Genomic DNA, 22,380 nt, shown 5'->3' with positions numbered 1-22,380 from the left:
CGCGGCGCTCAACGAGCAGCCGCGATCCTTGAAGCATCAGCGCGCTTCGCCCAGTTGATCGAGGATCGCGGGGTTTTCGAGCGTGGACACGTCCTGCGTGATCTCCTCGCCCTTCGCGAGCGAGCGCAGCAAGCGCCGCATGATCTTCCCGGAACGCGTCTTCGGCAGGTTCTCGCCGAAGCGGATGTCCTTCGGCTTCGCGATCGGGCCGATCTCCTTGCCGACCCAGTTGCGCAACTCGGTCGCGATCTGCTTCGCTTCGTCGCCTTCGGGACGCGCGCGCTTCAGCACGACGAACGCCACCACGGCTTCGCCGGTCGTGTCGTCCGGACGGCCGACCACCGCCGCTTCCGCGACCAGCGGATTGGCCACCAGCGCCGACTCGATTTCCATCGTGCCCAGACGATGCCCCGAGACATTCAGCACGTCGTCGATGCGGCCCATGATCGTGAAATAACCCGTGGTCTTGTCGCGCACCGCGCCGTCGCCGGCCAGATACAGCTTGCCGCCGAGTTCCTCGGGGAAGTAGCTGGTCTGGTAACGCTTCGGGTCGCCCCAGACGTTGCGCAGCATCGACGGCCATGGCCGCTTCACGACCAGGATGCCGCCCTGCCCGTTCGGCACGTCCTGACCGGTCTCGTCCACCACCGCGGCCATGATGCCCGGCAGCGGCAGCGTGCAGGAACCCGGCACCAGCGGCGTCGCGCCCGGCAGCGGCGTGATCATGTGGCCGCCGGTCTCGGTCTGCCACCACGTATCGACGATCGGACACTGCCCGCGCCCGACATTCTCGTGATACCAGACCCACGCTTCCGGATTGATCGGCTCGCCGACCGTGCCGAGGATGCGCAGCGTCGACAGGTCGAAGCTTTTCGGATGCACCTTCGCATCCGCTTCCGACACCTTGATGAGCGAGCGGATGGCCGTCGGCGCGGTGTAGAAGATCGTGACCTTGTGGCGGCCGATCATCTCCCAGAACCGTCCCGCGTGCGGATAAGTGGGCACGCCCTCGAACATCACCTGGGTCGCGCCGATGGCGAGCGGCCCGTACGCGATATAGCTATGCCCGGTGATCCAGCCGATGTCCGCCGTGCACCAGAAGACATCGCCCGGCTTCATGTCGAAGGTCCACTTCATGGTCTGCGCGGCCCACAGCAACAGGCCGGCCGTGCTGTGCTGCACGCCCTTCGGCTTGCCCGTCGAACCCGACGTGTAGAGGATGAACAGCGGATGTTCCGCGCCCACCCACTCCGGTTCGCATTGGCTCGATTCGTTCTCGACGATCTCGTGCAGCCACGCGTCGCGCCCTTCGGTCCAGCCGATCTTGCCGCCGGTGCGGCGATACACGATCACGTCCTTGACCTTGTCGCAGCCGCCCGCGGCCAGCGCTTCGTCGGCGATGCTCTTGAGCGGCAGCGCCTTGCCGCCGCGCATCTGCTCGTCCGCCGTGATGAGCGCGACCGCGCCGACATCGACGAGACGCTCGTTGAGCGACTTCGACGAGAACCCGCCGAACACCACCGAATGCGTGGCGCCAATGCGCGCGCACGCCTGCATCGCGACCACGCCTTCCACCGACATCGGCAGATAGATGACGACGCGGTCGCCCTTCTTCACGCCGCGCTTCTTGAGCGCATTGGCGAGACGGCACACGCGCTCGAGCAGGTCCTGATAGGTGATGTGGATGACGGTGCCGTCGTCGGCTTCGAAGATGATCGCGTTGTCATTGCCGCGGCCCGCTTCGATATGGCGGTCGAGACAGTTGTACGACGCATTGAGTTCGCCGTCCTCGAACCACGTATAGAACGGCGCCTTCGTTTCATCCAGCACCTTCGTGAATGGCTTGTGCCAGGCGAGCGCCTCACGTGCAAGGCCGGCCCAGAAACCTTCGTAATCTTTCTCTGCCTGGGCGACGAGCGCCTGATACGCGTCCATGCCGGCAATGGCCGCATCCGCCGTTGCCTTGGCCGACGGCGGGAAGATGCGTTTTTCGTGAAGAACTGATTCGATCGCAGACATCGACAACCTCTCTGATGGTGTTTCCAAAATCCGCCGGCGCCCGCATCGCTGAATGGGCTGCGTGCGCCGCATGTTGTGGGATCCGTCGGCGGAAACGCGCGGCGTTTCCGGACCCGATCCTGTCTCCGTTCTTGTGGCCGGCGCCGCCGTCATGGCGCGCGCGTCCGGCCATTGCGAAGGCCCGCGCCGGGCGGCACGGGCACATGTCGCGGCGCCCTGTGTGGCCGCGGACATGCCGCATCGACTTCAAGCATCGACTTCAAGATAAGCCGCCCAACTTACCCGCTTCTTACGCGTGCCGGCCAATGAACACGGGGTATACGCGAAGTGAGCGCGTGTTGCGCATGCGCCCCGCAATCGTAACTGAACTGACTCCCGGTGCGGTACCCAGCCCTGACCGGCGCGCGATTCTTTTGATCGAAACCATGGTTTCGGCCGCGCGCCCCCTTGCGCCGCTCCCTTTGCGTCACCCCGGCCCATGCGGCGCAACGTTCGCGCAGACTGTCACGCCGACGCGCTACAATACCGGGCTTTCCCTGACCGCGAACGTGCTCGAATCCGCATCGAGTCCGCATTCCGCCGGCTCTTGCCATTGCTTTCAGGTTCAGCCGCCGTCGGCTTCGTCCGTTTCATCTGTTTCGTCTGTTTCTCGTCGACTGAAAAGCCGCTCATGTCCGCTCCCAAGCACACTCCCGGTTCCGTTCGGCCCGGCGCGATGAAGGCGCTGCCCAGAATCATCTTCATGAGCCGCTGGCTGCAGGTGCCGCTCTATCTCGGGCTGATCGTCGCGCAAGGCGTGTATGTCGTGCTCTTCCTGAAGGAAGTCTGGCATCTCGTCACGCACGCAATGACGCTCGACGAAACTAACATCATGCTCGTCGTGCTCGGCCTGATCGATGTGGTGATGATCTCGAACCTGCTCATCATGGTGATCGTCGGCGGCTACGAGACCTTCGTGTCGCGGCTGGGCGTCGAGGGCCACCCCGACGAACCCGAATGGCTCGATCACGTCAACGCCGGCGTGCTGAAGGTCAAGCTCTCGATGGCGCTCATCAGCATCTCGTCCATCCATCTGCTCAAGACCTTCATCAACCCCGATCAGCACACCTTCCATACCGTGCTGTGGCAAGTGATCATCCACGTGGCCTTCCTGCTGTCCGCGCTCATCATGGCGTATGTCGACAAGCTGACCACGCACACCCATCCGCGGCACTTTCACGACGAGTCCTTCGCGCCGCCGCGCGGCGCAGCAGACTGAACGTCACCTGAAACGCCGCATGAGCGTCACATGAAGCGTCGCCTGAACGCACACCAGAAAAAATTTCGTCCCCCAGAGCCTCGAGCCATGACCGTCATCAAACAGGAAGACCTGATCCAGAGCATTGCGGATTCCCTGCAGTACATCAGCTACTACCATCCGCTCGACTACATCCAGGCGCTCGGCCGCGCCTACGAGCTGGAAGAAAGCCCGGCGGCGAAGGACGCCATCGCGCAGATCCTCACCAACAGCCGCATGTGCGCCGAAGGGAAGCGCCCGATCTGCCAGGACACGGGCATCGTGACGGTGTTCGTGAAGGTGGGCATGGACGTGCGCTGGGGCAGCGACAACGGCGGTGCGACGATGTCCGTCACCGACATGATCAACGAAGGCGTGCGCCGCGGTTACCTGAACCCGGACAACGTGCTGCGCGCGTCCATCGTCTCGCCGCCCGAAGGCGGCCGCAAGAACACCAGGGACAACACGCCGGCCGTGATCCACTACGAGATCGTGCCGGGCGACAAGGTCGACGTGCAGGTCGCGGCCAAGGGCGGCGGCTCGGAGAACAAGTCGAAGTTCGCGATGCTGAACCCGTCGGACTCGATCGTCGACTGGATCATCAAGACCGTGCCGACCATGGGCGCCGGCTGGTGTCCGCCAGGCATGCTCGGCATCGGCATCGGCGGGACCGCGGAAAAGGCGATGGTCATGGCGAAGGAATCGCTGATGGACCCCATCGACATCCAGGATGTCATCGCGCGCGGCCCCAGGGACTGGATCGAGGAACTGCGCGTCGAGCTGCATGAGAAGGTGAATGCGCTCGGCATCGGCGCGCAGGGTCTCGGCGGCCTCGCCACCGTGCTCGACGTCAAGATCATGGCCGCGCCGACGCATGCGGCCTCGAAGCCCGTCGCGATCATCCCGAACTGCGCCGCGACCCGTCACGCGCACTTCACGCTCGACGGCAGCGGCGCCGCGAAGCTCGAAGCGCCGCCGCTCGACGCGTGGCCCGACGTCACGTGGCAGCCCAACACCGAGACGAGCCAGCGCGTCGACCTGAACACGCTGACGCCCGAGGAAGTGGCCTCGTGGAAGCCCGGCCAGACGCTGCTGCTGTCGGGCAAGATGCTCACGGGACGCGACGCCGCGCACAAGCGCATCGCCGACATGCTCGCCGCCGGCGAAAAGCTGCCGGTCGACTTCACGAACCGCGTGATCTATTACGTAGGCCCGGTCGATCCGGTGCGCGACGAAGCCGTCGGCCCGGCAGGCCCGACCACGGCCACGCGCATGGACAAGTTCACGGAAACGATGCTGGCGCAAACCGGCCTCGTCTCGATGATCGGCAAGGCCGAACGCGGCCCGGTCGCCATCGAGTCGATCAGGAAGCACAAGGCGGCCTATCTGATGGCGGTCGGCGGAGCGGCGTATCTCGTGTCGAAGGCGATTCGCGAGGCGAAGGTGCTCGCGTTCGAAGACCTCGGCATGGAAGCCATCTACGAATTCGACGTGCAGGACATGCCGGTGACGGTTGCCGTCGATTCGAACGGCACCTCGGTCCACAATACGGGACCGGCCGAATGGCAGGCGAAGATCGGCAAGATTCCGGTCGCCACGGTCTGAGGCGGGATCGACGGTTGCCTGTCGCAATGGTCAGCTGACAGGCAACCCGTCAACGAAAGAGCCGGGCACGCGCCCGGCTCTTTTCTTTAAGATCGCGCCCATCGAGAAGGGTTTTCATTCTCAGTTTCATCTCGAAAAAAAATTTTCTACTCAACCTTGGCTTTGTCACGCACAAGGTTTATCTTTCTCAAAATCCCACGTTACAGACAGGAAATCAAGCCATGCAAGGCGACGCGAAAGTCATCGAATATCTGAACTCGCAGTTGAAGAACGAACTGACCGCGATCAATCAATACTTCCTGCACGCCCGGATGTACCAGCACTGGGGCCTCGAAAAGCTCAACAAGCACGAGTACGACGAATCGATCGGCGAAATGAAGCACGCCGACTGGCTCATCCAGCGCGTCTTCATGCTCGACGGACTGCCGAACCTGCAGGACCTGCACAAGCTGCTGATCGGCGAGGAAACCAAGGAAATCCTCGAGTGCGATCTGAAGCTCGAGCAGATCTCGCAGTCCACCTGCAAGGAAGCCATCGCCTATTGCGAATCCGTGCGTGACTTCGTCTCGCGCGAGATCTTCGAAAAGATCCTGCACGACACGGAAGAGCACATCGACTGGCTGGAAACGCAACTGGATCTGATCGACAAGGTCGGCATCCAGAACTACCAGCAAACCATGATGGGCGATCACGAGTAATCCGTTCGTCACGATGCCCGTCAGCGCAGGATCCCTGCTTGCCCTGCCCCCACGCGCCGCGCTGGACGCGAGCGCGCCGGTCGGCATTTTCGATTCCGGCCTGGGCGGGCTGTCGGTGCTGCGCGCCGTGCGCGCCATCCTGCCGCACGAACGTCTGATCTACGTCGCCGACTCGCTTCACGCGCCATACGGCGAAAAAACCGACGCATTCATCGGCGAACGCACGCTGGCCATCGGCGAATGGCTCGTGTCGCAGGGCGCGAAGGCGCTGGTGGTCGCCTGCAATACCGCAACCGCGCAGTCCATCGCGCTGGTGCGTGAGCGTTTGTCCATTCCGCTCGTCGGCGTGGAGCCGGGCGTCAAGCCGGCGGCGGGCGTGTCGCGCTCGCGCGTGGTCGGCGTGCTGGCGACAGCGGTGACGCTGCGTTCGGCGCGTTTCCAGTCGCTGCTCGACCGCTACGCCGGGGACTGCCGCTTCATCTGCCAGGCGGGACACGGCCTGGTGCAGGCGGTGGAACGCGGCGACACGTCGTCGCCCGCGCTCATGGCGCTGCTCGAAAGCTACCTTTCCCCCATGCTGGACGCGGGCGCTGACACGCTCGTGCTCGGCTGCACGCACTACCCTTTCCTGGACGGCGCCATCCGCGCGATTGCCGGCGAACGCCTGCACATCGTGGACACGAGCGTGGCCATCGCCCGGCAGCTCGAACGCCTGCTCGATACCCACGCGCGCCGTTCGGACGCGGCGTCGGCGGATCTTTTGCCCCGCTTCTGTTCCACGGCGGACGGCGAATCGCAGCGCCAGCTCGCCGCTGCCCTGCTCAGGCTCGACGCGCCAGTCGAGCATGTCAGCATCCCATCCGGCCTCCCGCGGCTCGCCGAACCCGACATCGCGTGAGGGTTTCTCGCCCGCCGCGCGCCCTGCGCCGCGCGCTTTCCCGCGCCAGCGCTGGCCGCTAGCAACAAATCTGCTAACTTGCCTGGTCTGTTACAAAAAACACAGAGCCCTGCTTGCATTGGTGCGCAAGTCGAATGATAATAATTCGCATTAACGCAAGCTTTCGCGAACGATCATGATTGTCTGTGTTTGCAAATCAGTGTCCGACCGCAAGATCCGAGCATCCATCGCCGAGGGTGTGGACACCTTCGACGAACTCCAGTTCGAGCTCGGCGTGGCCATGTGCTGCGGCAAGTGCGAGGAGAGCGTTCGCGACGTGATGGCACAGAGCGGCGTGTGCGCCGCGCAGTGTGGCGTCGAGCCGCGCGAGCACGTGGCGCCGCTGACGTTCTATGAGCGCAAGGCGGCCTGAAGCCAGGCCGCAGGTTCCGGCGTCGCGCTTCCGCGGCGGCGCCCGCAGTCTTTCAAGCTTTTTTGCCAGTTTCGCTGTCCGATCTCCGAAACGCCTTCAGCAAGCCAGGTTACCTTCGAACATCCGGTCACTTCCAGCTAGCCAAGCACCTCCCCCGAGCAACCCTTATCCCTGGAGGGAACCATGGAATTGCTGATCGGTTTCGTGACCACCCTGTTTATTTCATTGCTGATCTTTCGAACATGACGTCGCCTGGTTTCCTGTTTCTCCGTTGCGCCGGATCCGCCCAGATGCTGGACTTCAAGCTGAAACGAACCCGCGGCATGATCGGCATCAATTCACACCGCACCACAAGCAGCACTCAAAGCAGCCAATAAGAATGCAGTCCCCGACCACTACTCCCGCCGCTTTCCAGACGGCGCCGGCATCGAGCGCCAGTCCGCGCGTGATTGCCGCGTGTGCCGCCGTCGTCGTGCTTCATGCAGTCCTGCTCGGCGTCGCGATGACGATGCACAACGAGCCGCCGCCGCGCCCGATCGAAGCCAAGTCGATCACCGCGCAGCTCATCAGCGAAACGCCGCAGCCCGCGCCGCAGCCGGTCGCGGTCGAAACGCCGCCGCCGCCCAAGCCGCTTCCGAAGCCGGTCCCGAAGCCGCTGCCCAAGCCCAAGGTCAAGCCGAAGATCGAGCCGAAGCCCACGCCGATGCCGGTCACCGAAGCGCCGTCGCAAATCGCCGCGCCCGCGCCGGATCCCACTCCGCCCGCGCCGGCGCAGCCGGCCCCGCCGCCCACCGCGCCCGCCATCGGCAAGCCGAGCATGGATCTCGCCGCGCCGAAGAACGTCGCGCGGCTGAGCTGCAATATCGCAGAGCCGGAGTATCCGGCCATGGCCAAGCGCCGCGGCGAAACAGGCACGGCGACCGTGCGGCTGACGGTCGGCGTGTCGGGCAAGATCGAGAACATCACGCTGCAGAAAAGCAGCGGCTCGTCGCGGCTGGATGACGCCGCGCTCGCGGCGGTACGCAGCAGCGCGTGCAGTCCGTACAAGGAAAATGGCGAAGCGATCCGCGCTACCGCCACGGTGCCATTCGTATTCAGTCTCAACGACTGACCGGTTTTTTTAGATACAAGGAAAGAGCAATGCAAAACTACGGGATTGCGCACGTCTGGGCGCAAGGTGACTTCGTCACGCGGGGCATCGCGCTCGCGCTGGTGATCATGTCGGTACTGTCGTGGACCGTCATCATCGTGAAGGCATGGAATGTCGTGCGCCTGAAGCGCCTGACCAAGAACGCCGAACAGGCCTTCTGGCACTCCGACGACTTCAACGACGGCATCAAGAAGCTCGGCAGCCAGTCGTCGAGCCCGGCAGACAACCCGTTCCTCGCCTTGGCCCTCGCCGGCCAGGAAGCGGCGGATCATCATCACCAGACGCAACCGCATCTGCACGACCGCATGGACGTGTCGGACTGGATCACGCGCTGCCTGAAGGACGTGATGGACGAAGGCGTCGGCCGCATGCAGTCGGGCCTCGCGGTTCTCGCGTCCATCGGTTCCACTTCGCCGTTCGTCGGCCTGTTCGGCACGGTGTGGGGGATCTATCACGCGCTGCTGACCATCGGCGCGACCGGCCAGACGTCGATCGACCAGGTCGCCGGCCCGGTCGGCGAATCGCTGATCATGACCGCGTTCGGCCTGTTCGTTGCAATCCCTGCAGTGCTCGGCTACAACGCGCTGACGCGCGCGAACAAGGGCATCGTCACGAAGCTGAACCGCTTTGCACACGGCCTGCACGCGTTCTTCGTCACGGGCACGAAGCTTTCGTCGACGAAGCGCGCGACGAACGCCTCGTCCGACAGCCTGCGTCTCGCGACGCGCGCGTCGTAAGCCCGGGAGGTTCGCATCATGGCCATGAGCCCTTTTGCCGGCGATGAAGACGACGGCATGATGAGCGAGATCAACATGACGCCGCTCGTCGACGTCATGCTGGTCCTGCTGATCATCTTCCTGGTGACGATCCCCGCGATGCATCACGCGGTGAAGATCGACCTGCCGCACGCGAGCAGCCAGCCGCAGGACGAGAAGCCCGCGCACGTGAACATCGCAATCCAGGCCGACGGCACGACGCTGTGGGACGAACAGCCTGTCGACGAAGCGACGCTCAACGCGCGCATCGCGCAGGCGGCGCAGCAAACGCCGCAACCGGAGATCCAGCTGCGCGCGGACCGCAAGGTCGCGTATGAGAAGGTCGCCGACCTGATGTCGGCGGCGCAGGCGGGCGGGCTGACCAAGATCGGCTTCGTCACCGAGCCGAAGAGCGGCAAGTAAGCCGGCTCAAGCAACGCGCGCGCTTTCGAACGTTCGCACGCTCCAAAGTAAAAGGCCTTCATCGTCAGATGAAGGCCTTTTTTTGTGCGCGCTCGGCGCATTCGGGCGAGGCGGTCACTTTGGGTTCGTATAGCCAGAACCAGAAGTCCCGTCACATGCAGCAGCCGTGGTCGACACGGACAGTGCAATCAACCCTATCAGGCTAACTATCAGAGCAGCCGTGAGTTTTCGCATAGGAGCTCCTTAGCGAAAGAGGTTTCAATATACTGCCGCCATTTTCGGGCATCAATTGAATCTGACCATCGCTTATCCGCACTGCCCCGCCTCGAATCAATGATGCGCGTCATTGCGTTGAAACTGTTTCTCGTTCCGGCCGTTCATGAACAGGACATTCTCCGGGGAAGAGCTGTCCGCTGCCGATCGACTCGACCAGAAAATCGACGAACGCCCGCACTGCAGGGACCATGCCTTGCCGTGACAAAAACACCGCATAGAGTTGCGGCGACGGAAAGGTCCAGCCCGGCATGACCGGCGACAGTTGCCCCGTGCGCAGCGGCGCGCCGTACATCATCTCGGGCAGCGCCGCGATGCCGACGCCGCGCATCACGGCCTCGCGGATCATCGACAGGTCGGCGGTGACCAGCCGCGGCTCGTGCTCGAACTCGTGGCGCGTGCCGTCCGGCGCGATCAGCCGGTAGACATGGCGGCCGTCCGCCGAGGGCGTATCGAGCGTGTCGTACTGCGCGAGTTCGGCGGGCGTCATCGGCGGCGCATTCGACTTCAGCAGCGACGGCGCCGCCACCAGCATCTGTTCCGTGCGCCACAGCGGCCGCGCGACCACGTTCGAACTGGCGGGCGGCTCCGAGCGCACGCGCAGCGCGACATCGATGGCATCCTCGAACAAATCCACCACGCGGTTGGTCACGCGCAGCACCACCCGCACCTCCGGAAAACGATGCATGAAGTCCGGCATCACGGCGGACAGAAAGGTCTGCGCGATGGTCACCGGCACGCTCACGCGCACCGTGCCGCGCGGCGAATCGCGCAGGCTCTGCACGACATTCACCGCCGCCTGCGCTTCGGCCAGCATCGCCTGGCAATGCTGGTAGAACAGCTGGCCCGCCTCAGTCAGCGCCAGCTTGCGCGTGGAGCGCTGCAGCAAGCGCACGCCGAGCGAAGCCTCGAGTTCCGAGACGCGGCGCGACAAACGCGACTTCGAAATGCCGAGCACGCGTTCCGCAGCCGAGAAGCCGCCGTGCTCGACGACGTGCGAGAAATACATCAGATCGTTCAGGTCGTGCGAGTCAACTTTCATGGTCGATCGGAAAACTCGAGAAGGCGCGTTGCTGTGGTTCGTTATCGCCAGCGGGACAATCCATTGCGCCGAGGCGGCTTTTTACGCGAAATGCGGCCCATATAATAGCCCTGTGTTTCAAAAATATCGCTATTCCCCTTTGAACGCTGGATTCACGAAGCGAGACATCATGACCGACAGCCGCAGCATCGAACGCATCATTCCGGCGACCCGCACCGTCGAAGGCGGCGGGTTCGTCGTGCATCGCCCGTTTCCGACCCGTCTCCTGATGGACTTCGACCCGTTCCTGTTGCTCGACGAAATGGGTCCGGTCGATTACGCGCCCGGCGAGGCCAAGGGCGCGCCGGATCATCCGCATCGCGGCTTCGAGACCGTCACGTACATGCTCGAAGGCGAGTTCGGCCACAAGGATTCGGCAGGTCATTCCGGCACGCTGCTGCCCGGCGACGTGCAATGGATGACCGCCGGCGCGGGCGTCGTGCACAGCGAGATTCCCGCCGAGGCTTTCACGCAGCGCGGCGGGCGCGTGCATGGCCTGCAACTGTGGGTGAACCTGCCGCAGCGCGACAAGATGGTCGCGCCGCATTATCAGGAGATTCCGTCGGCACGCATTCCGGTCGCGATGAGCGAGGACGGCAAGGTCCGTGTGAAGGTCATCGCCGGCGAGGCGCTCGGCGTGAAGGCGGCGATCGAAACGCGCACGCCGATCCTGTATCAGCACGTCTCGCTGCAACCGGGCGCGACGATCTCGCTGAACGTGCCGCGCGAGTTCCGCGTGTTCGCGTATCCGCTGTCGGGCACGGCGCTGTACGGCCCGCAGAAGCAGCCGGTGCGCGCCCAGCAGATGGTGATCTTCCGCGACGACAGCGATACGGTCTCGCTCGCCGCCGGCGACGAGCCCGTGGAACTGCTGTTGATCGGCGGCGTGCCGCTCAAGGAGCCGGTCGTGCGTTATGGTCCGTTCGTGATGAACACCGAGGACGAGATCCGCCAGGCCGTCATCGATTATCAGGCGGGCCGGATGGGCGCGATCGCGCATTGAGCATTCAGCGTTGAACATGCAAGGGCGCTGATTTTCAGCGACTCCGGCGCGGCATGAACGGACACATTGCGTCACAATGACCGTTCGTTCCGCGCCGTTTCGTTTCACACTTTCATTTCACCGGATCAATCGAGGAGCAGCGCATGACCCGCCCCGTCGTGACCGCCGAGATCGGCGCTACCGATTTCCACGTTCGCCTCGCGGACGGCTCGCACGACTGGAGCGCCGACGAACCCGTCAGCCTCGGTGGCGGCGACACGGCTCCGGACCCGCACTCGCTTCTGCTCGGCAGCCTCGGCGCCTGCACGTCCATCACGCTGAAGATGTACGCGAAGCGCAAGGAATGGCCGCTCGAGGCCGTGCATGTGGAACTGTCGATAGAGAGCGCTGCAGCGGGCACGCGTATCGATCGCCGCATCGCGCTGACCGGTCCGCTCAGTGACGAGCAGCGGGAACGTCTCTTGCAAATTGCCAATGCGTGCCCGATCCACAAGGTCCTGTCCGGTCCGATCCACATCGATTCCGTACTGGCGCCGTAACGCGTCGCGGGCACACTGAACGTTCAAGGAAACGTCGTTTTGAATTTCGAACACCTCATCCAGATCAACGATCCGCAGAATCCGCTGGTCCAGTCGCTGACACGCGAGCAACTGTGGGAAGGCCTTGTCCTGCGCGCCGAGCAGCCGCAGTTGTTCGTGTTGGGACTGGACCGCTGCGACATCCTTTCGCGCGACGGCGACAGCATGGAGCGCGAGCTGCATTACGGCCAGGCCGTCGTGCGTGATCGCGTGACGCTCAACCCGCAGTCGAGCGTGCGCTACGACATCCTGCCGACCGCCGAATATGTAGGCGGCTCGCTGACAATGGCGATCGAGGAGCCCGACGATCAACAGCTTTTCCTGCGCTTCACCTACAGCACCACGCTGCCGGAGCAAGCCAACCCGACGCCCGATGAACTGCAGACGCAGGAGATCGTGAAGTCGGCGTATCGTGAGTCGGACATCGACACCGTGCATCTGATCCGTCAATTCGCGCACGGCCGAAACGACGACAAGCCGCTGCACTGAGCCTCGTTCAAACGTGGCGGCGAACGCATCGCCGCTACATCGAGCTTGGCTATCAAAAATTGTGCTTCGATCAGAAAGTCTATTTGCAAATAGGAATAGTTATCATTTACTATAGACCCATCGAATCAACGAGCGCACTCTTCCGACATGACCGACACGCTGCGATCTTCCACGCTCAGGCTGCGCCGCCCGGCTGTCCGCGACGCCGCGATTACCCGCCCGAAAGCGACCACCGTGACCACCGTTCACGTCCAGCACGCCGCGGAAAGCCCGGGCGAGCGGTCACTGAAAAGCGATGCGCTGTTGCAGGGACGCAGTCATGTCAGCATCCTGCATAACGGGGAGACCTATCAGTTGCGCGCGACTCGTCTGGGCAAGCTGATCCTGACGAAGTAGCGCAAAGAACAGCAGTAGTACCGTGTATTGTGGGGACCACCTCTCCAAGAGGTGTTTGGCCTTAGCCAGCGAGGACGACTTGCACGCGAGAATTTAGACCCCTTCGTGCAAACACCAGCCAGTCGTCGATAGCAAGCGAAGCCGCTTTTTTTGGTTCCCGCGCGTCTGCGTGATGGTCCGCCTGATGAGGCCAGCGCAATGATGAACAAGCGAACGGCACGCCCTTCTTCCCGAAGGCGTGCCGTTTTGTCTTTGATGAAAAGCGTCAGACGTTCTCGATACCCAGCGCAGCGATGCCCGCCTTGGCGATCTGCGCATCCTGTTCCGACTTCACGCCCGAGACGCCCACCGCGCCCACGATGTCCGTACCCACGAAGATCGGCACGCCGCCTTCGAGCATCGCGGTCATCGGCGCGCTGAGAAACGCCGTGCGGCCCTGCTTGATGGTGTCTTCGTAGACCTTCGTCTCGCGGCGGCCGAGCACGGCGGTGCGGGCCTTGCCCGTCGCCATCTCGACGGTGCTCGCCCCCGCCCCTTCCAGCCGATGCAGATGCAGCAGATGCCCGCCATCGTCGACGATCGCAATCGTCACGTTCCAGTTGTGATCCTTCGCGTGCGCCTCGGCGGCGGCGGCCATCGACTTGACGTCGTCGTCGGTCAGTACGGGTTTGGTTCTCACGTGCGTTCTCGCGGCCGTCGGTCACGGCGTGGACGGTTTATCGGCTGAAGCCCCAGAACATCAGGTACCACGCGCTGTCGGCTACGGCCAGCGCAGCGACAAACCATACCATCGTGAGGACGCGCGGAACAAGCGTCGTGGCGTAGCGCCCCGTCACGCGCCACGCGAGCCACGCGCTCCATGCGTTCGCGATGAACAGCAGCGTGAGGCGCAGATCCGTCACCCACCAGAGCGGCAGCTGTTCGGCGCGCAGCAGTGAGACCGTGGTCGCCGACAAGCCCAGGAACACACCGCAGCCCGCCAGCGGAATCAGCGCGAGCGTCAGGTGATGCAGCCGCCTCGCTTCCATCTTGCCGAGCATGCGCGTGCCCGCCGCGAGCAGCGCGAGCAGCGCGGTGCCGTACACGAGCCCCGTCACGACGATATAGCCGATGACCATTGTGCCGTCGAGCCACGAGAAGACGTCGTTCTGCTCGGGGTAATGCGTGAAGAGGAACCACGGCGCGTTGGTGTCGAGCGGCCACAGAATGTTGTGGTCGATCAGCCAGCCGGCAAAGAACTGCTTCAGGTCGACGAACCACGTGCTGACAGTCCAGTGGAACGCGCCAATCGCGATGCCGAGCAGCCCGTACAGAATGAGCGCCGTGTCCCACGGATTCGCGGCCTTGTCGCCGAGCTTCACGACTTCTTCTGCGGGTGAGCGCCACGTGAGCGCAATGGCGTCGCGATGACCGCTGCAGCGGCCGCACATGTGGCAATCGGCGGCGCCCTTCATGTTGCGCAAGGGCACGAGCGGCGCGCAGTTGATCGGAATCACGCGATGGCCGTGCTCGCCCTGCGTGTACGAACGGCGCCACGCGTCTTCGCTGACCTTGAAGTGGAACGGCGCCAGCCGCGCGAGCAGCGTGAACACGCCGTTCACCGGACACAGGTACTTGCACCACACGCGCTTCTCGCGGCCATACAGCACGCCGATGATCATCGCCCCGACGGTCGAACCGCCGAGCACCAGCAGCACGGCCTTCGGATATTGATAGACGCTGACCATCTGGCCGTAGATGGTCGTCAGGCCGAACGCGACGAACGGCCAGCCGCCCCAGCGCATCCAGCGCGGAATGGCCCAGCCGCGGCCGAAGCGGCTCGCGAACTCGGTGAGCGCGCCCTCGGGACACAGTACGCCGCACCAGACGCGGCCGAGCATGACCATCGACAGCAGCACGAACGGCCACCAGATGCCCCAGAACACGAACTGTGCGGCGAGCGTCAGGTTGTTCCACAGATGCGCCGAGCCATCGGGCAGCGGCATCACGGCGGGAACGAGGATCAGAAACGCATACACGGCAACGACGACCCACTGAATCATCCGGATCGCGCTGCCGTGACGTTGCATCCATTGGCCGGCTTGCTGAAGCCGGCCGGGTTGAGGCATTACAGAACTCATGCTGGACGGCTTGCCGCCTTTTGTTTTTGCGCCATCTGATGATTCGAACGGCGCAGCAGAAGATAAATGACGATCCAGTACACGGCGTACGCCACGAGGTTCATGCCGGCCGGATGCGCGCGATAGCCCGTCAGTGTAGCGACCAGCGAGCCGAAGGTGCTCGAATCGTCGAGGAGCGCGGAGGTGTTCCACACCTGGTTGACGATGACCGGCAGCACTTCCATGTCGATCAATTTGTCCACGCCCGTCTCGAACAGACCGGCCGCGAGGAACAGCAGCATGATTTCCGTGACACGGAAGAAGGCGCGCCAGGAGAAGATCTTGCCGCCGAGTTGCAGCACGTAGAAGGTCAGCAGCGCGAGCCCGAAGCCCAGAATGATGGCCACGTATTGTGACGCGGCGACGTGCCCTGACTGACCGAAGCCGACGCCATACAGGAACACGGCCGTCTCGCTGCCCTCGCGCGCGATCGCCAGCGCGACCAGCAGCGCGATGCCCCACCAGTGTCCGTCCTGCGTGCTCTTCTGCAGCGAGGTTTCCATGTCGCGCTTGAGCGTGCGGCCATGACGCTTCATCCACAGTACCATCTGCACGATCAGCACGCACGCCACCAACACCATCGCGGTCTGGAAGTAATCCTGCGCGTTGCCCGACAGCACTTCGGTGAAGCCGATCAGCGCGGCGCCCAGCGCCACCGCCGCAAGCAGCCCGATGACCACGCCGGCCCACAGATAAGGCAGGCCGCGGCGCGCCTGATGGTCGCCGTTCTTCAGCCACGCGTAGAGAATGCCGACGACGAGCAATGCCTCGACGCTCTCACGCCATACGATGAAAAGTACCTGCCCCATACCCAACCTCCAGCGATTCCACTTCAACCGGACGCGCACGCGGCGCGTCCAATACCCTTTACTTGGCGACGATCACGCCCTGCGCGCTCTGGTGAAAGTCGTCGAAAAACTTGTATTCGCCCGGATCCAGCGGCGCGATCACGACGAACGAATCCGCGCCCGGCGCGAGCACCTTTTCCTTGCGCAACTGCACGCTCTCGAACTCGGCCGCGCCCTTGCCGATGTTGTGCACCTCGATCTTGATGCGCTGCCCCGCCGGCACTTCGATACGCGCCGGATTCAGCTTGCCGTCGTTCATTTCGAGCTTGAACGTGGGCAGGTCGGCGGCGTGCGCCATGTTCATCCCGGCAGCGGCGGCGCACAGCGACATCGCGATCGCCGCCATCTGGCTTGTCAGTTTCATGCGAACTTCCTGATTAAGTACGCGCCCGGTCCGGGATGCCGGGCGCCACGGACGATCAGTAACCGCCCTTCTTGCCGATGCCCGCGAACGGGAAGTCGTATTCGATCGTGAACGGCTTGAACCACGGACCCACGCCGGTTTCCTTGTCGGTGTGACGGCCGAACGCCATATGGCCGGTTTCCGTCGGCGGCGCGATGTGCAGTTTCAGGTGGTACTTGCCCGGGCCGAAGAGCTTCACGTTGTCGCCATAGTGCGGGCCGTCGTTCGCGACCATCGCCATCAGGTCGCCCTTGACGGTCTGGGTCGTGCCCACCTTGCTCAGTTCATAGGTCACGTTGAGATAGGGCATCCAGTCGCCTTCGGCGAAACCCGTCGGGTTGTTCTTGACCGCGTGGATGTCCGCCTCGAGGTGGATATCCGAATCCGATGCCTTGCGCATCATGCCTTCCGGCGCCATCGTGATCGGCTGGAGGTAGACGGCGCCCGTTTCCATGCCGCCCTCGATATGCTGCTTGCCGATCGGATATTCCGCGGCCGACGCCGCCATCATTGCCGTAAGGCCCGCGGCGGCCACGAGGCCGCGCATCAACGTTGAACCCATAGATACTCCTTGTTGTTATCGACCGGCTCGGGGCGCCACGCGCGCCTGCTGCCCGGACATCAGGTCCGACTGCCGGATATCCGGACGATGCGCCGGACGGATTGAAAGTTTCTGCCAGGGATGGGCGATTCGAACGTCCACGGTGAGCAGCGCTAGCACAACTTTGTGAACGTTAATACGAACCATTCTCAAAGTTTGCCAAGTTTAGCATCGTTCGACACCCGGAACAATTTGAGCGGGCTTACAAACCCAGCGCCGACAAGGCTTTTCGCGGCATCGGCAGGGCTTGCATGGCGCAAAAAAAACGCGGCCGGCCCGCCGGGCCGCCGCGTATTTCAAACGAGGCCTCAAGAATCTATTACATAAGCCTTACATGCCGCCGGTTCCGGCCACGTGGTCGCCGACATTCGCGCCAAACACGCGTTGCCGCAGCAGCGCCAATTGGTCGCGGGTCTGCGCGGCCTTCTCGAATTCGAGATTCTTGGCGTGGTCCATCATCTGCTTTTCGAGCCGCTTGATTTCCTTGGCGATCTGCTTCTCGGACATGTCCTCGAACTTCGCGCGCGTCTGCGCTTCCTTCAGCTCGGCGCGGGCTTCGTCGGCGTTATAGACACCGTCGATGATGTCCTTGATGCGCTTCTCCACGCCACGCGGCGTGATGCCCATCGCCTGGTTGTGCGCGATCTGCTTGGCGCGGCGCCGCTCGGTCTCGTCGATGGCACGCTTCATCGAGTCGGTCATGTTGTCGGCGTAGAGAATCGCCTTGCCGTTCACATTGCGCGCCGCCCGGCCGATGGTCTGGATCAGCGAGCGCTCGGCGCGCAGGAAGCCTTCCTTGTCGGCGTCGAGAATCGCGACGAGCGAGACCTCCGGAATGTCCAGCCCTTCGCGCAGCAGGTTGATGCCGACCAGCACGTCGAAGGTGCCGAGCCGCAGGTCGCGGATGATTTCCACGCGCTCCACCGTGTCGATGTCGCTATGCAGGTAGCGCACCTTCACGCCGTGATCGGCGAGGAACTCGGTCAGCTGTTCGGCCATGCGCTTGGTGAGCGTGGTGACGAGCACGCGTTCATGCACGGCGACGCGCGCGTTGATCTCGGAGAGCACGTCGTCCACCTGCGAACGCGCGGGACGCACTTCGATTTCCGGATCGACCAGCCCGGTCGGGCGCACGAGCTGCTCGGCCACCTGCCCGGCCTTGCCCTTTTCATAGTCAGCGGGCGTGGCCGAGACGAACACCGCCTGACGCATCTTGCGCTCGAACTCGTTGAACTTGAGCGGCCGGTTGTCGAGCGCGCACGGCAGCCGGAAACCGTAGTCGACGAGATTCTCCTTGCGCGCGCGGTCGCCGTTGTACATGCCGTTCAACTGGCCGATCAGCACGTGCGATTCGTCGAGCAGCATCAGCGCGTCGGACGGCAGGTAGTCGACGAGCGTCGGCGGCGGCTCGCCGGGCATTGCGCCGGAGAAGTGCCGCGAGTAGTTCTCGATCCCCTTGCAGAAGCCGAGCTCCTGCAGCATCTCCAGGTCGAAGCGGGTGCGCTGCTCCAGCCGCTGCGCCTCGACCAGCTTGCCCTGCTCGTAGAAGAACTCGAGCCGTTCGCGCAGTTCGTCCTTGATGGCCTCGACGGCGCGCATCACGGTGTCGCGCGGCGTCACGTAGTGCGACGACGGATACACGGTGAAGCGCGGAATCTTGTTGCGCACGCGGCCGGTGAGCGGATCGAACAGATGCATGGCTTCGACTTCGTCGTCGAACAGTTCCACGCGCACGGCCATTTCCGCGTGTTCCGCCGGAAAAATGTCGATGGTGTCGCCGCGCACGCGGAAGGTGCCGCGCGAGAAGTCGGCTTCGTTGCGCGTGTACTGCATCGCGATCAGGCGCGCGATGATGTCGCGCTGGCCGAGCTTGTCGCCGGTGCGCAGCGTCAGGATCATGCGATGGTATTCGGACGGATTGCCGATACCGTAGATCGCCGACACGGTGGCCACGATCACCACGTCGCGCCGTTCGAGCAGGCTCTTGGTGGCGGAGAGCCGCATCTGCTCGATGTGGTCGTTGATCGACGAATCCTTCTCGATGAACAGGTCCCGCTGCGGCACGTACGCTTCCGGCTGGTAGTAGTCGTAGTACGAGACGAAGTACTCGACCGCATTGCGCGGGAAGAATTCGCGGAACTCGGCGTAGAGCTGCGCGGCGAGCGTCTTGTTCGGCGCGAATACGATAGCCGGACGGCCCATGCGGGCGATCACGTTGGCCATCGTGAAGGTCTTGCCGGAGCCGGTCACGCCGAGCAGCGTCTGGAACGAGAGACCGTCCTCGATCCCTTCCACCAGTTTCGCGATGGCTTCGGGCTGGTCGCCCGCGGGCAGATACGGCTGATAGAGCTGGAACGGCGAGCCGTCGAAGGTGACGAACTTCGATTCGTCCAGTTCTTCGGGAGAGTCGATGAGAGTGTCGGACATGGAGATTCGATGCGTCGTCGCCGGAGCAAACACTTATTCTAGCGGCTGCCGAAAACACGCGCGGCCCGGCGGATGGGAGCGCGCGGCGGTCGGGACTGACAGCGCGGCGCCTGAGTCCATAGCACATTGGGCCCGCGCCGCCGATCTCAAGCATCGGCCTTGCGGCCCTTTTTGACGACGCGCGCGGAATCGGTCGAACTGACCACGGCGTGAAAAACACGCGCTCTCGGCAAGGTGGCGGCAAAAAGCCGGGCCGGATTCGCTACAATGTGCGACTGTGCTCGACGGCGGGCAACGGACATTTCTCACAGCGGCGCAGCATGCCGCGCTGCAGGGACCGCCGAAGACGCCACGCGGGCATCGTCCCCGTTCCGGGCTGGCTTCGTGCCAGTTTCGCGCTCCTTGGCCTTCCGGGCGCCACTCCGCCGCACCGTCTTTTTCTCACTGCCGATAGATCATGTCTCTTTTCTCTGCCGTCGAACTCGCTCCCCGTGACCCCATCCTGGGCCTCAACGAAGCCTTCAACGCCGACACGCGCGCCACCAAAGTCAATCTGGGCGTCGGTGTCTACACCAACGAGGAAGGCAAGATTCCGCTGCTGCGCGCCGTGCGCGAAGCCGAAAAGGCACGCGTCGATGCCGCCCTGCCGCGCGGCTACCTGCCGATCGACGGCATCGCCGCCTATGACGCCGCCGTGCAGGCGCTGCTGCTCGGCCAGGACTCGCCGCTGATCGCTGCGGGCCGCGTCGTCACGGCGCAAGCGCTGGGCGGCACGGGCGCGCTGAAGATCGGCGCGGACTTCCTGAAGCGCCTGAACCCGAACGCCAAGGTCGCGATCAGCGATCCGAGCTGGGAAAACCATCGCGCGCTGTTCGAAGGCGCCGGCTTCGAAGTCGTCAACTACCCGTACTACGAAGCCGCCACGCACGGCGTGAACTTCGACGCCATGCTGGCCGCGCTGAACAGCTACGCCGCGGGCACGGTGGTCGTGCTGCACGCGTGCTGCCACAACCCGACGGGCGTCGACCTCTCGGACGCGCAGTGGAAGCAGATCGTCGAAGTCGTGAAGGCGCGCGAGCTCGTGCCCTTCCTCGACATGGCCTATCAGGGCTTCGCGGAAAACATCGAGGCGGACTCGGCCGCCGTGCGCCTGTTCGCGGGCGCTGAACTGAACGTGTTCGTGTCGTCGTCGTTCTCGAAGTCGTTCTCGCTGTATGGCGAACGCGTCGGCGCGCTGTCGATCATCACCACCAGCAAGGAAGAGTCGGCGCGCGTGCTCTCGCAACTGAAGCGCGTGATCCGCACCAACTATTCGAACCCGCCGACGCACGGCGGCTCGATCGTCGCGGCCGTGCTGGCCTCGCCGCAACTGCGCGCGACCTGGGAACAGGAACTCGGCGAAATGCGCGACCGCATCCGCGCCATGCGCAACGGCCTCGTCGAGCGCCTGAAGGCGAGCGGCGTCGACCGCGACTTCTCGTTCGTCAATCAGCAGCGCGGCATGTTCTCGTACTCGGGCCTGACGTCGGCGCAAGTCGACCGTCTGCGCGAAGAGTTCGGCATCTATGCCGTCAGCACGGGCCGCATCTGCGTGGCCGCGCTGAACACGCGCAACCTCGACGCCGTCGCGACCGCGGTGGCCGCCGTGCTGAAGTAAGGCTGTTCCCGGACGTTCGGTCGCTGCGGCGGCCGGACGAAGAAATGGCGCCCTGCGTGAATCGCATGGGCGCCATTTTTTTTGTGCGCTGCCTTCATGTGTTGCCTTTGTGCGCTGCCTTATTGCGCGCTACAGCGTGCGGGGTGCGTCTGGGATCGTGGCGGCATCGTCCGCTTCGACGAAACCGTATGAAATCGCCCGCGCCAGTTCGGCGCTCACGCTCGCGACGTCGGTCTGTTCCTGGCGCACGCCGGCCGCGGCGTGGCTGCCCGCTTGCATGCAAAAGGCCAACGCGATGGGCAGCAGCATCACCACGGGCCAGTAAGTCGATATTGTCTTTCTCATTTGGACTACCTCGATTCGATGTCGGAGCGGAGCGAACGCCCACTTGCCGACACTCGAAATGTTACGGAAATGAGAGAATCTTAAAAAGGTATTGAAAAGCAAAGCTTTGTTGCAGCCGGGGCAACAAGGCTCCGCCGACGATGCCCCCAAAACGCAGGTTCATACGGCGAACCGCAGTCATAAAGGCTTACAAAGTTGTCGGGACATCGGACCATCGGGCGTGTCTTAATAAGACACGCTCCAACGAATTATTCCAAGATCATGAAATCCGCAGTCGCTGGTCTTTTGTTCGCCTCGTCCGCCGTGCTTCTCGGCGGTTGCGCGGCTTATCCCGATGCCGGCGGGTACTACGGCGGCGGCTATCCCGCCACCGCGTATGACACGCCCGGCTACGACGGTTATTACGGCGGTCCGCCCGTCGTGCAGCCTGGCGTGGTTGTAGGCGGCGGGTACTACTACGGCGGCCCGGGTCCAGGTCGCTATTGGGACGACGGCCCCGGCTGGCGCCGTCCGCCGCCCGGCGGATGGAACGGCGGCTGGAATAACCGTCCGCCGCCGAACCGCGGCAACGGTGGTCCTCCGCCGCAAGCCGGTGGCGGGCACGGCGGGCCGCCTCCCCAGGCGGGCGGTGGACGTCCAGGCGGCCCTCCGCCTCAGGCCAACGGCGGGGCTTTGCCGCGAGCAGTCGGCGGGCCGCCGATGCGGCCTCAAGCCGCACCGCCGCCATCGAACCCGGGCGGCAATCAGGGTGGCAACCGTGGCGGTGGTGGAGGCAACAGTGGCGGCAATGGCGGCCGCTGGCACAACGGACCTGTCGGCAACTGAGTTCGCTACCCGGACACCAAAGAACGGCGCCCGACGACAAGTCGGGCGCCGTTTTTTTG

Annotated in this window: 23 protein-coding genes; 14 read left to right on the top strand and 9 right to left on the bottom strand. The window is 63.9% G+C overall.

Features of this window, described 5'->3' with window-relative positions; all coding sequences use genetic code 11:
• Nucleotides 1-36: 36 nt before the first annotated feature.
• On the bottom strand, nt 37-2,019 hold the full coding sequence (acs, locus tag QCE69_RS04795; RefSeq protein ID WP_309915114.1) for an acetate--CoA ligase: 1,983 nt from the start codon (nt 2,017-2,019) through the stop codon (nt 37-39).
• Between the two features lie 670 nt (nt 2,020-2,689).
• Between acs and QCE69_RS04790 the strand changes: the two genes are divergently transcribed.
• The 8 genes from QCE69_RS04790 to QCE69_RS04755 all read left to right on the top strand — a co-directional run bounded on the left by QCE69_RS04790 (nt 2,690) and on the right by QCE69_RS04755 (nt 9,236).
• On the top strand, nt 2,690-3,277 hold the full coding sequence (locus tag QCE69_RS04790; protein ID WP_309915111.1) for a TIGR00645 family protein: 588 nt from the start codon (nt 2,690-2,692) through the stop codon (nt 3,275-3,277).
• 87 nt (nt 3,278-3,364) lie between these two features.
• A complete protein-coding gene (locus QCE69_RS04785; RefSeq protein ID WP_309915108.1) occupies nt 3,365-4,900 on the top strand; it encodes a fumarate hydratase in 1,536 nt (511 codons plus the stop codon).
• A gap of 221 nt (nt 4,901-5,121) precedes the next feature.
• Nucleotides 5,122-5,598: a bacterioferritin gene (gene bfr, locus QCE69_RS04780; protein WP_035506542.1), complete on the top strand. Its 477-nt coding sequence runs from the start codon at nt 5,122-5,124 to the stop codon at nt 5,596-5,598.
• Between the two features lie 13 nt (nt 5,599-5,611).
• Nucleotides 5,612-6,496: a glutamate racemase gene (gene murI / locus QCE69_RS04775; protein WP_309929658.1), complete on the top strand. Its 885-nt coding sequence runs from the start codon at nt 5,612-5,614 to the stop codon at nt 6,494-6,496.
• A 175-nt stretch (nt 6,497-6,671) separates the two neighbouring features.
• Nucleotides 6,672-6,908, top strand: a complete 237-nt coding sequence (locus QCE69_RS04770; RefSeq protein ID WP_309915102.1) for a (2Fe-2S)-binding protein — start codon at nt 6,672-6,674, stop codon at nt 6,906-6,908.
• A gap of 379 nt (nt 6,909-7,287) precedes the next feature.
• Nucleotides 7,288-8,019 (top strand): energy transducer TonB, encoded by a 732-nt coding sequence (locus tag QCE69_RS04765; RefSeq protein WP_309915098.1) that lies wholly within the window; start codon nt 7,288-7,290, stop codon nt 8,017-8,019.
• Nucleotides 8,020-8,048: 29 nt separating this feature from the next.
• Nucleotides 8,049-8,795 carry a MotA/TolQ/ExbB proton channel family protein gene (locus QCE69_RS04760; protein WP_309915095.1) on the top strand — a complete coding sequence of 249 codons (747 nt, stop codon included), beginning with the start codon at nt 8,049-8,051 and terminating at the stop codon, nt 8,793-8,795.
• Between the two features lie 18 nt (nt 8,796-8,813).
• The gene (locus QCE69_RS04755) at nt 8,814-9,236 is read left to right on the top strand and encodes a biopolymer transporter ExbD (protein WP_309915092.1); all 423 of its coding nucleotides are present in this window, start codon (nt 8,814-8,816) and stop codon (nt 9,234-9,236) included.
• Nucleotides 9,237-9,579: 343 nt separating this feature from the next.
• On the opposite strand, the gene QCE69_RS04750 is transcribed toward QCE69_RS04755, so the two are convergent.
• Nucleotides 9,580-10,551, bottom strand: a complete 972-nt coding sequence (locus QCE69_RS04750) for a LysR family transcriptional regulator (protein ID WP_309915089.1) — start codon at nt 10,549-10,551, stop codon at nt 9,580-9,582.
• A gap of 169 nt (nt 10,552-10,720) precedes the next feature.
• Here QCE69_RS04750 and QCE69_RS04745 point away from each other — a divergent pair, with 169 nt between their 5' ends.
• The 4 genes from QCE69_RS04745 (at nt 10,721) to hemP (ending at nt 13,056) form a co-directional block, all read left to right on the top strand.
• Nucleotides 10,721-11,593 carry a pirin family protein gene (locus QCE69_RS04745; RefSeq protein ID WP_309915086.1) on the top strand — a complete coding sequence of 291 codons (873 nt, stop codon included), beginning with the start codon at nt 10,721-10,723 and terminating at the stop codon, nt 11,591-11,593.
• Nucleotides 11,594-11,736: 143 nt separating this feature from the next.
• On the top strand, nt 11,737-12,132 hold the full coding sequence (locus tag QCE69_RS04740; RefSeq protein ID WP_309915083.1) for an OsmC family protein: 396 nt from the start codon (nt 11,737-11,739) through the stop codon (nt 12,130-12,132).
• 39 nt (nt 12,133-12,171) lie between these two features.
• Nucleotides 12,172-12,660: an SRPBCC family protein gene (locus QCE69_RS04735; protein ID WP_309929656.1), complete on the top strand. Its 489-nt coding sequence runs from the start codon at nt 12,172-12,174 to the stop codon at nt 12,658-12,660.
• A gap of 147 nt (nt 12,661-12,807) precedes the next feature.
• Nucleotides 12,808-13,056, top strand: coding sequence for a hemin uptake protein HemP (hemP, locus tag QCE69_RS04730; protein ID WP_309807942.1), 249 nt, complete (start codon nt 12,808-12,810; stop codon nt 13,054-13,056).
• Nucleotides 13,057-13,321: 265 nt separating this feature from the next.
• Here the strand turns inward: hemP and QCE69_RS04725 are convergent, their stop codons facing one another.
• The 6 genes from QCE69_RS04725 to uvrB all read right to left on the bottom strand — a co-directional run bounded on the left by QCE69_RS04725 (nt 13,322) and on the right by uvrB (nt 19,494).
• Nucleotides 13,322-13,735 (bottom strand): heme-binding protein, encoded by a 414-nt coding sequence (locus QCE69_RS04725; protein WP_309807941.1) that lies wholly within the window; start codon nt 13,733-13,735, stop codon nt 13,322-13,324.
• Between the two features lie 37 nt (nt 13,736-13,772).
• Nucleotides 13,773-15,176: a 4Fe-4S binding protein gene (locus QCE69_RS04720; protein WP_309929655.1), complete on the bottom strand. Its 1,404-nt coding sequence runs from the start codon at nt 15,174-15,176 to the stop codon at nt 13,773-13,775.
• The gene (locus QCE69_RS04715) at nt 15,173-16,024 is read right to left on the bottom strand and encodes an FTR1 family protein (protein ID WP_309929652.1); all 852 of its coding nucleotides are present in this window, start codon (nt 16,022-16,024) and stop codon (nt 15,173-15,175) included. The genes QCE69_RS04720 and QCE69_RS04715 overlap by 4 nt, the downstream gene beginning before the upstream one ends.
• Before the next feature lie 58 nt (nt 16,025-16,082).
• Complete coding sequence (locus tag QCE69_RS04710) at nt 16,083-16,427, bottom strand: cupredoxin domain-containing protein (protein WP_309807938.1); 345 nt, start codon at nt 16,425-16,427, stop codon at nt 16,083-16,085.
• A gap of 55 nt (nt 16,428-16,482) precedes the next feature.
• Nucleotides 16,483-17,028 carry an iron transporter gene (locus tag QCE69_RS04705; RefSeq protein ID WP_309807937.1) on the bottom strand — a complete coding sequence of 182 codons (546 nt, stop codon included), beginning with the start codon at nt 17,026-17,028 and terminating at the stop codon, nt 16,483-16,485.
• Between the two features lie 369 nt (nt 17,029-17,397).
• Nucleotides 17,398-19,494, bottom strand: coding sequence for an excinuclease ABC subunit UvrB (gene uvrB / locus QCE69_RS04700; RefSeq protein WP_309915071.1), 2,097 nt, complete (start codon nt 19,492-19,494; stop codon nt 17,398-17,400).
• A 457-nt stretch (nt 19,495-19,951) separates the two neighbouring features.
• Between uvrB and QCE69_RS04695 the strand changes: the two genes are divergently transcribed.
• Nucleotides 19,952-21,151: an amino acid aminotransferase gene (locus tag QCE69_RS04695; protein WP_309915068.1), complete on the top strand. Its 1,200-nt coding sequence runs from the start codon at nt 19,952-19,954 to the stop codon at nt 21,149-21,151.
• A 129-nt stretch (nt 21,152-21,280) separates the two neighbouring features.
• Here the strand turns inward: QCE69_RS04695 and QCE69_RS04690 are convergent, their stop codons facing one another.
• Nucleotides 21,281-21,496: a hypothetical protein gene (locus QCE69_RS04690; protein ID WP_309915065.1), complete on the bottom strand. Its 216-nt coding sequence runs from the start codon at nt 21,494-21,496 to the stop codon at nt 21,281-21,283.
• Between the two features lie 261 nt (nt 21,497-21,757).
• On the opposite strand from QCE69_RS04690, the gene QCE69_RS04685 reads away from it, so the two are divergent.
• Entirely contained in the window at nt 21,758-22,321 is a 564-nt protein-coding gene (locus QCE69_RS04685) for a hypothetical protein (protein WP_309929650.1), read from the top strand.
• Nucleotides 22,322-22,380: the final 59 nt, after the last annotated feature.

The organism is Caballeronia sp. LZ032, assembly GCF_031451315.1.
GTDB lineage: Bacteria > Pseudomonadota > Gammaproteobacteria > Burkholderiales > Burkholderiaceae > Caballeronia.
Note: the sequence above shows the minus strand (reverse complement) of the source record. Positions and strands in the feature narration are given on the sequence as shown.

Bases quoted from the DNA above. Each gene is read 5' to 3' on its own strand.
- acs (WP_309915114.1), bottom strand. From the start codon at position 2,019: ATGTCTGCGATCGAATCAGTTCTTCACGAAAAACGCATCTTCCCGCCG.
- QCE69_RS04790 (WP_309915111.1), top strand. From the start codon at position 2,690: ATGTCCGCTCCCAAGCACACTCCCGGTTCCGTTCGGCCCGGCGCGATG.
- QCE69_RS04785 (WP_309915108.1), top strand. From the start codon at position 3,365: ATGACCGTCATCAAACAGGAAGACCTGATCCAGAGCATTGCGGATTCC.
- bfr (WP_035506542.1), top strand. From the start codon at position 5,122: ATGCAAGGCGACGCGAAAGTCATCGAATATCTGAACTCGCAGTTGAAG.
- murI (WP_309929658.1), top strand. From the start codon at position 5,612: ATGCCCGTCAGCGCAGGATCCCTGCTTGCCCTGCCCCCACGCGCCGCG.
- QCE69_RS04770 (WP_309915102.1), top strand. From the start codon at position 6,672: ATGATTGTCTGTGTTTGCAAATCAGTGTCCGACCGCAAGATCCGAGCA.
- QCE69_RS04765 (WP_309915098.1), top strand. From the start codon at position 7,288: ATGCAGTCCCCGACCACTACTCCCGCCGCTTTCCAGACGGCGCCGGCA.
- QCE69_RS04760 (WP_309915095.1), top strand. From the start codon at position 8,049: ATGCAAAACTACGGGATTGCGCACGTCTGGGCGCAAGGTGACTTCGTC.
- QCE69_RS04755 (WP_309915092.1), top strand. From the start codon at position 8,814: ATGGCCATGAGCCCTTTTGCCGGCGATGAAGACGACGGCATGATGAGC.
- QCE69_RS04750 (WP_309915089.1), bottom strand. From the start codon at position 10,551: ATGAAAGTTGACTCGCACGACCTGAACGATCTGATGTATTTCTCGCAC.
- QCE69_RS04745 (WP_309915086.1), top strand. From the start codon at position 10,721: ATGACCGACAGCCGCAGCATCGAACGCATCATTCCGGCGACCCGCACC.
- QCE69_RS04740 (WP_309915083.1), top strand. From the start codon at position 11,737: ATGACCCGCCCCGTCGTGACCGCCGAGATCGGCGCTACCGATTTCCAC.
- hemP (WP_309807942.1), top strand. From the start codon at position 12,808: ATGACCGACACGCTGCGATCTTCCACGCTCAGGCTGCGCCGCCCGGCT.
- QCE69_RS04720 (WP_309929655.1), bottom strand. From the start codon at position 15,176: ATGAGTTCTGTAATGCCTCAACCCGGCCGGCTTCAGCAAGCCGGCCAA.
- QCE69_RS04715 (WP_309929652.1), bottom strand. From the start codon at position 16,024: ATGGGGCAGGTACTTTTCATCGTATGGCGTGAGAGCGTCGAGGCATTG.
- QCE69_RS04710 (WP_309807938.1), bottom strand. From the start codon at position 16,427: ATGAAACTGACAAGCCAGATGGCGGCGATCGCGATGTCGCTGTGCGCC.
- QCE69_RS04705 (WP_309807937.1), bottom strand. From the start codon at position 17,028: ATGGGTTCAACGTTGATGCGCGGCCTCGTGGCCGCCGCGGGCCTTACG.
- uvrB (WP_309915071.1), bottom strand. From the start codon at position 19,494: ATGTCCGACACTCTCATCGACTCTCCCGAAGAACTGGACGAATCGAAG.
- QCE69_RS04695 (WP_309915068.1), top strand. From the start codon at position 19,952: ATGTCTCTTTTCTCTGCCGTCGAACTCGCTCCCCGTGACCCCATCCTG.
- QCE69_RS04690 (WP_309915065.1), bottom strand. From the start codon at position 21,496: ATGAGAAAGACAATATCGACTTACTGGCCCGTGGTGATGCTGCTGCCC.
- QCE69_RS04685 (WP_309929650.1), top strand. From the start codon at position 21,758: ATGAAATCCGCAGTCGCTGGTCTTTTGTTCGCCTCGTCCGCCGTGCTT.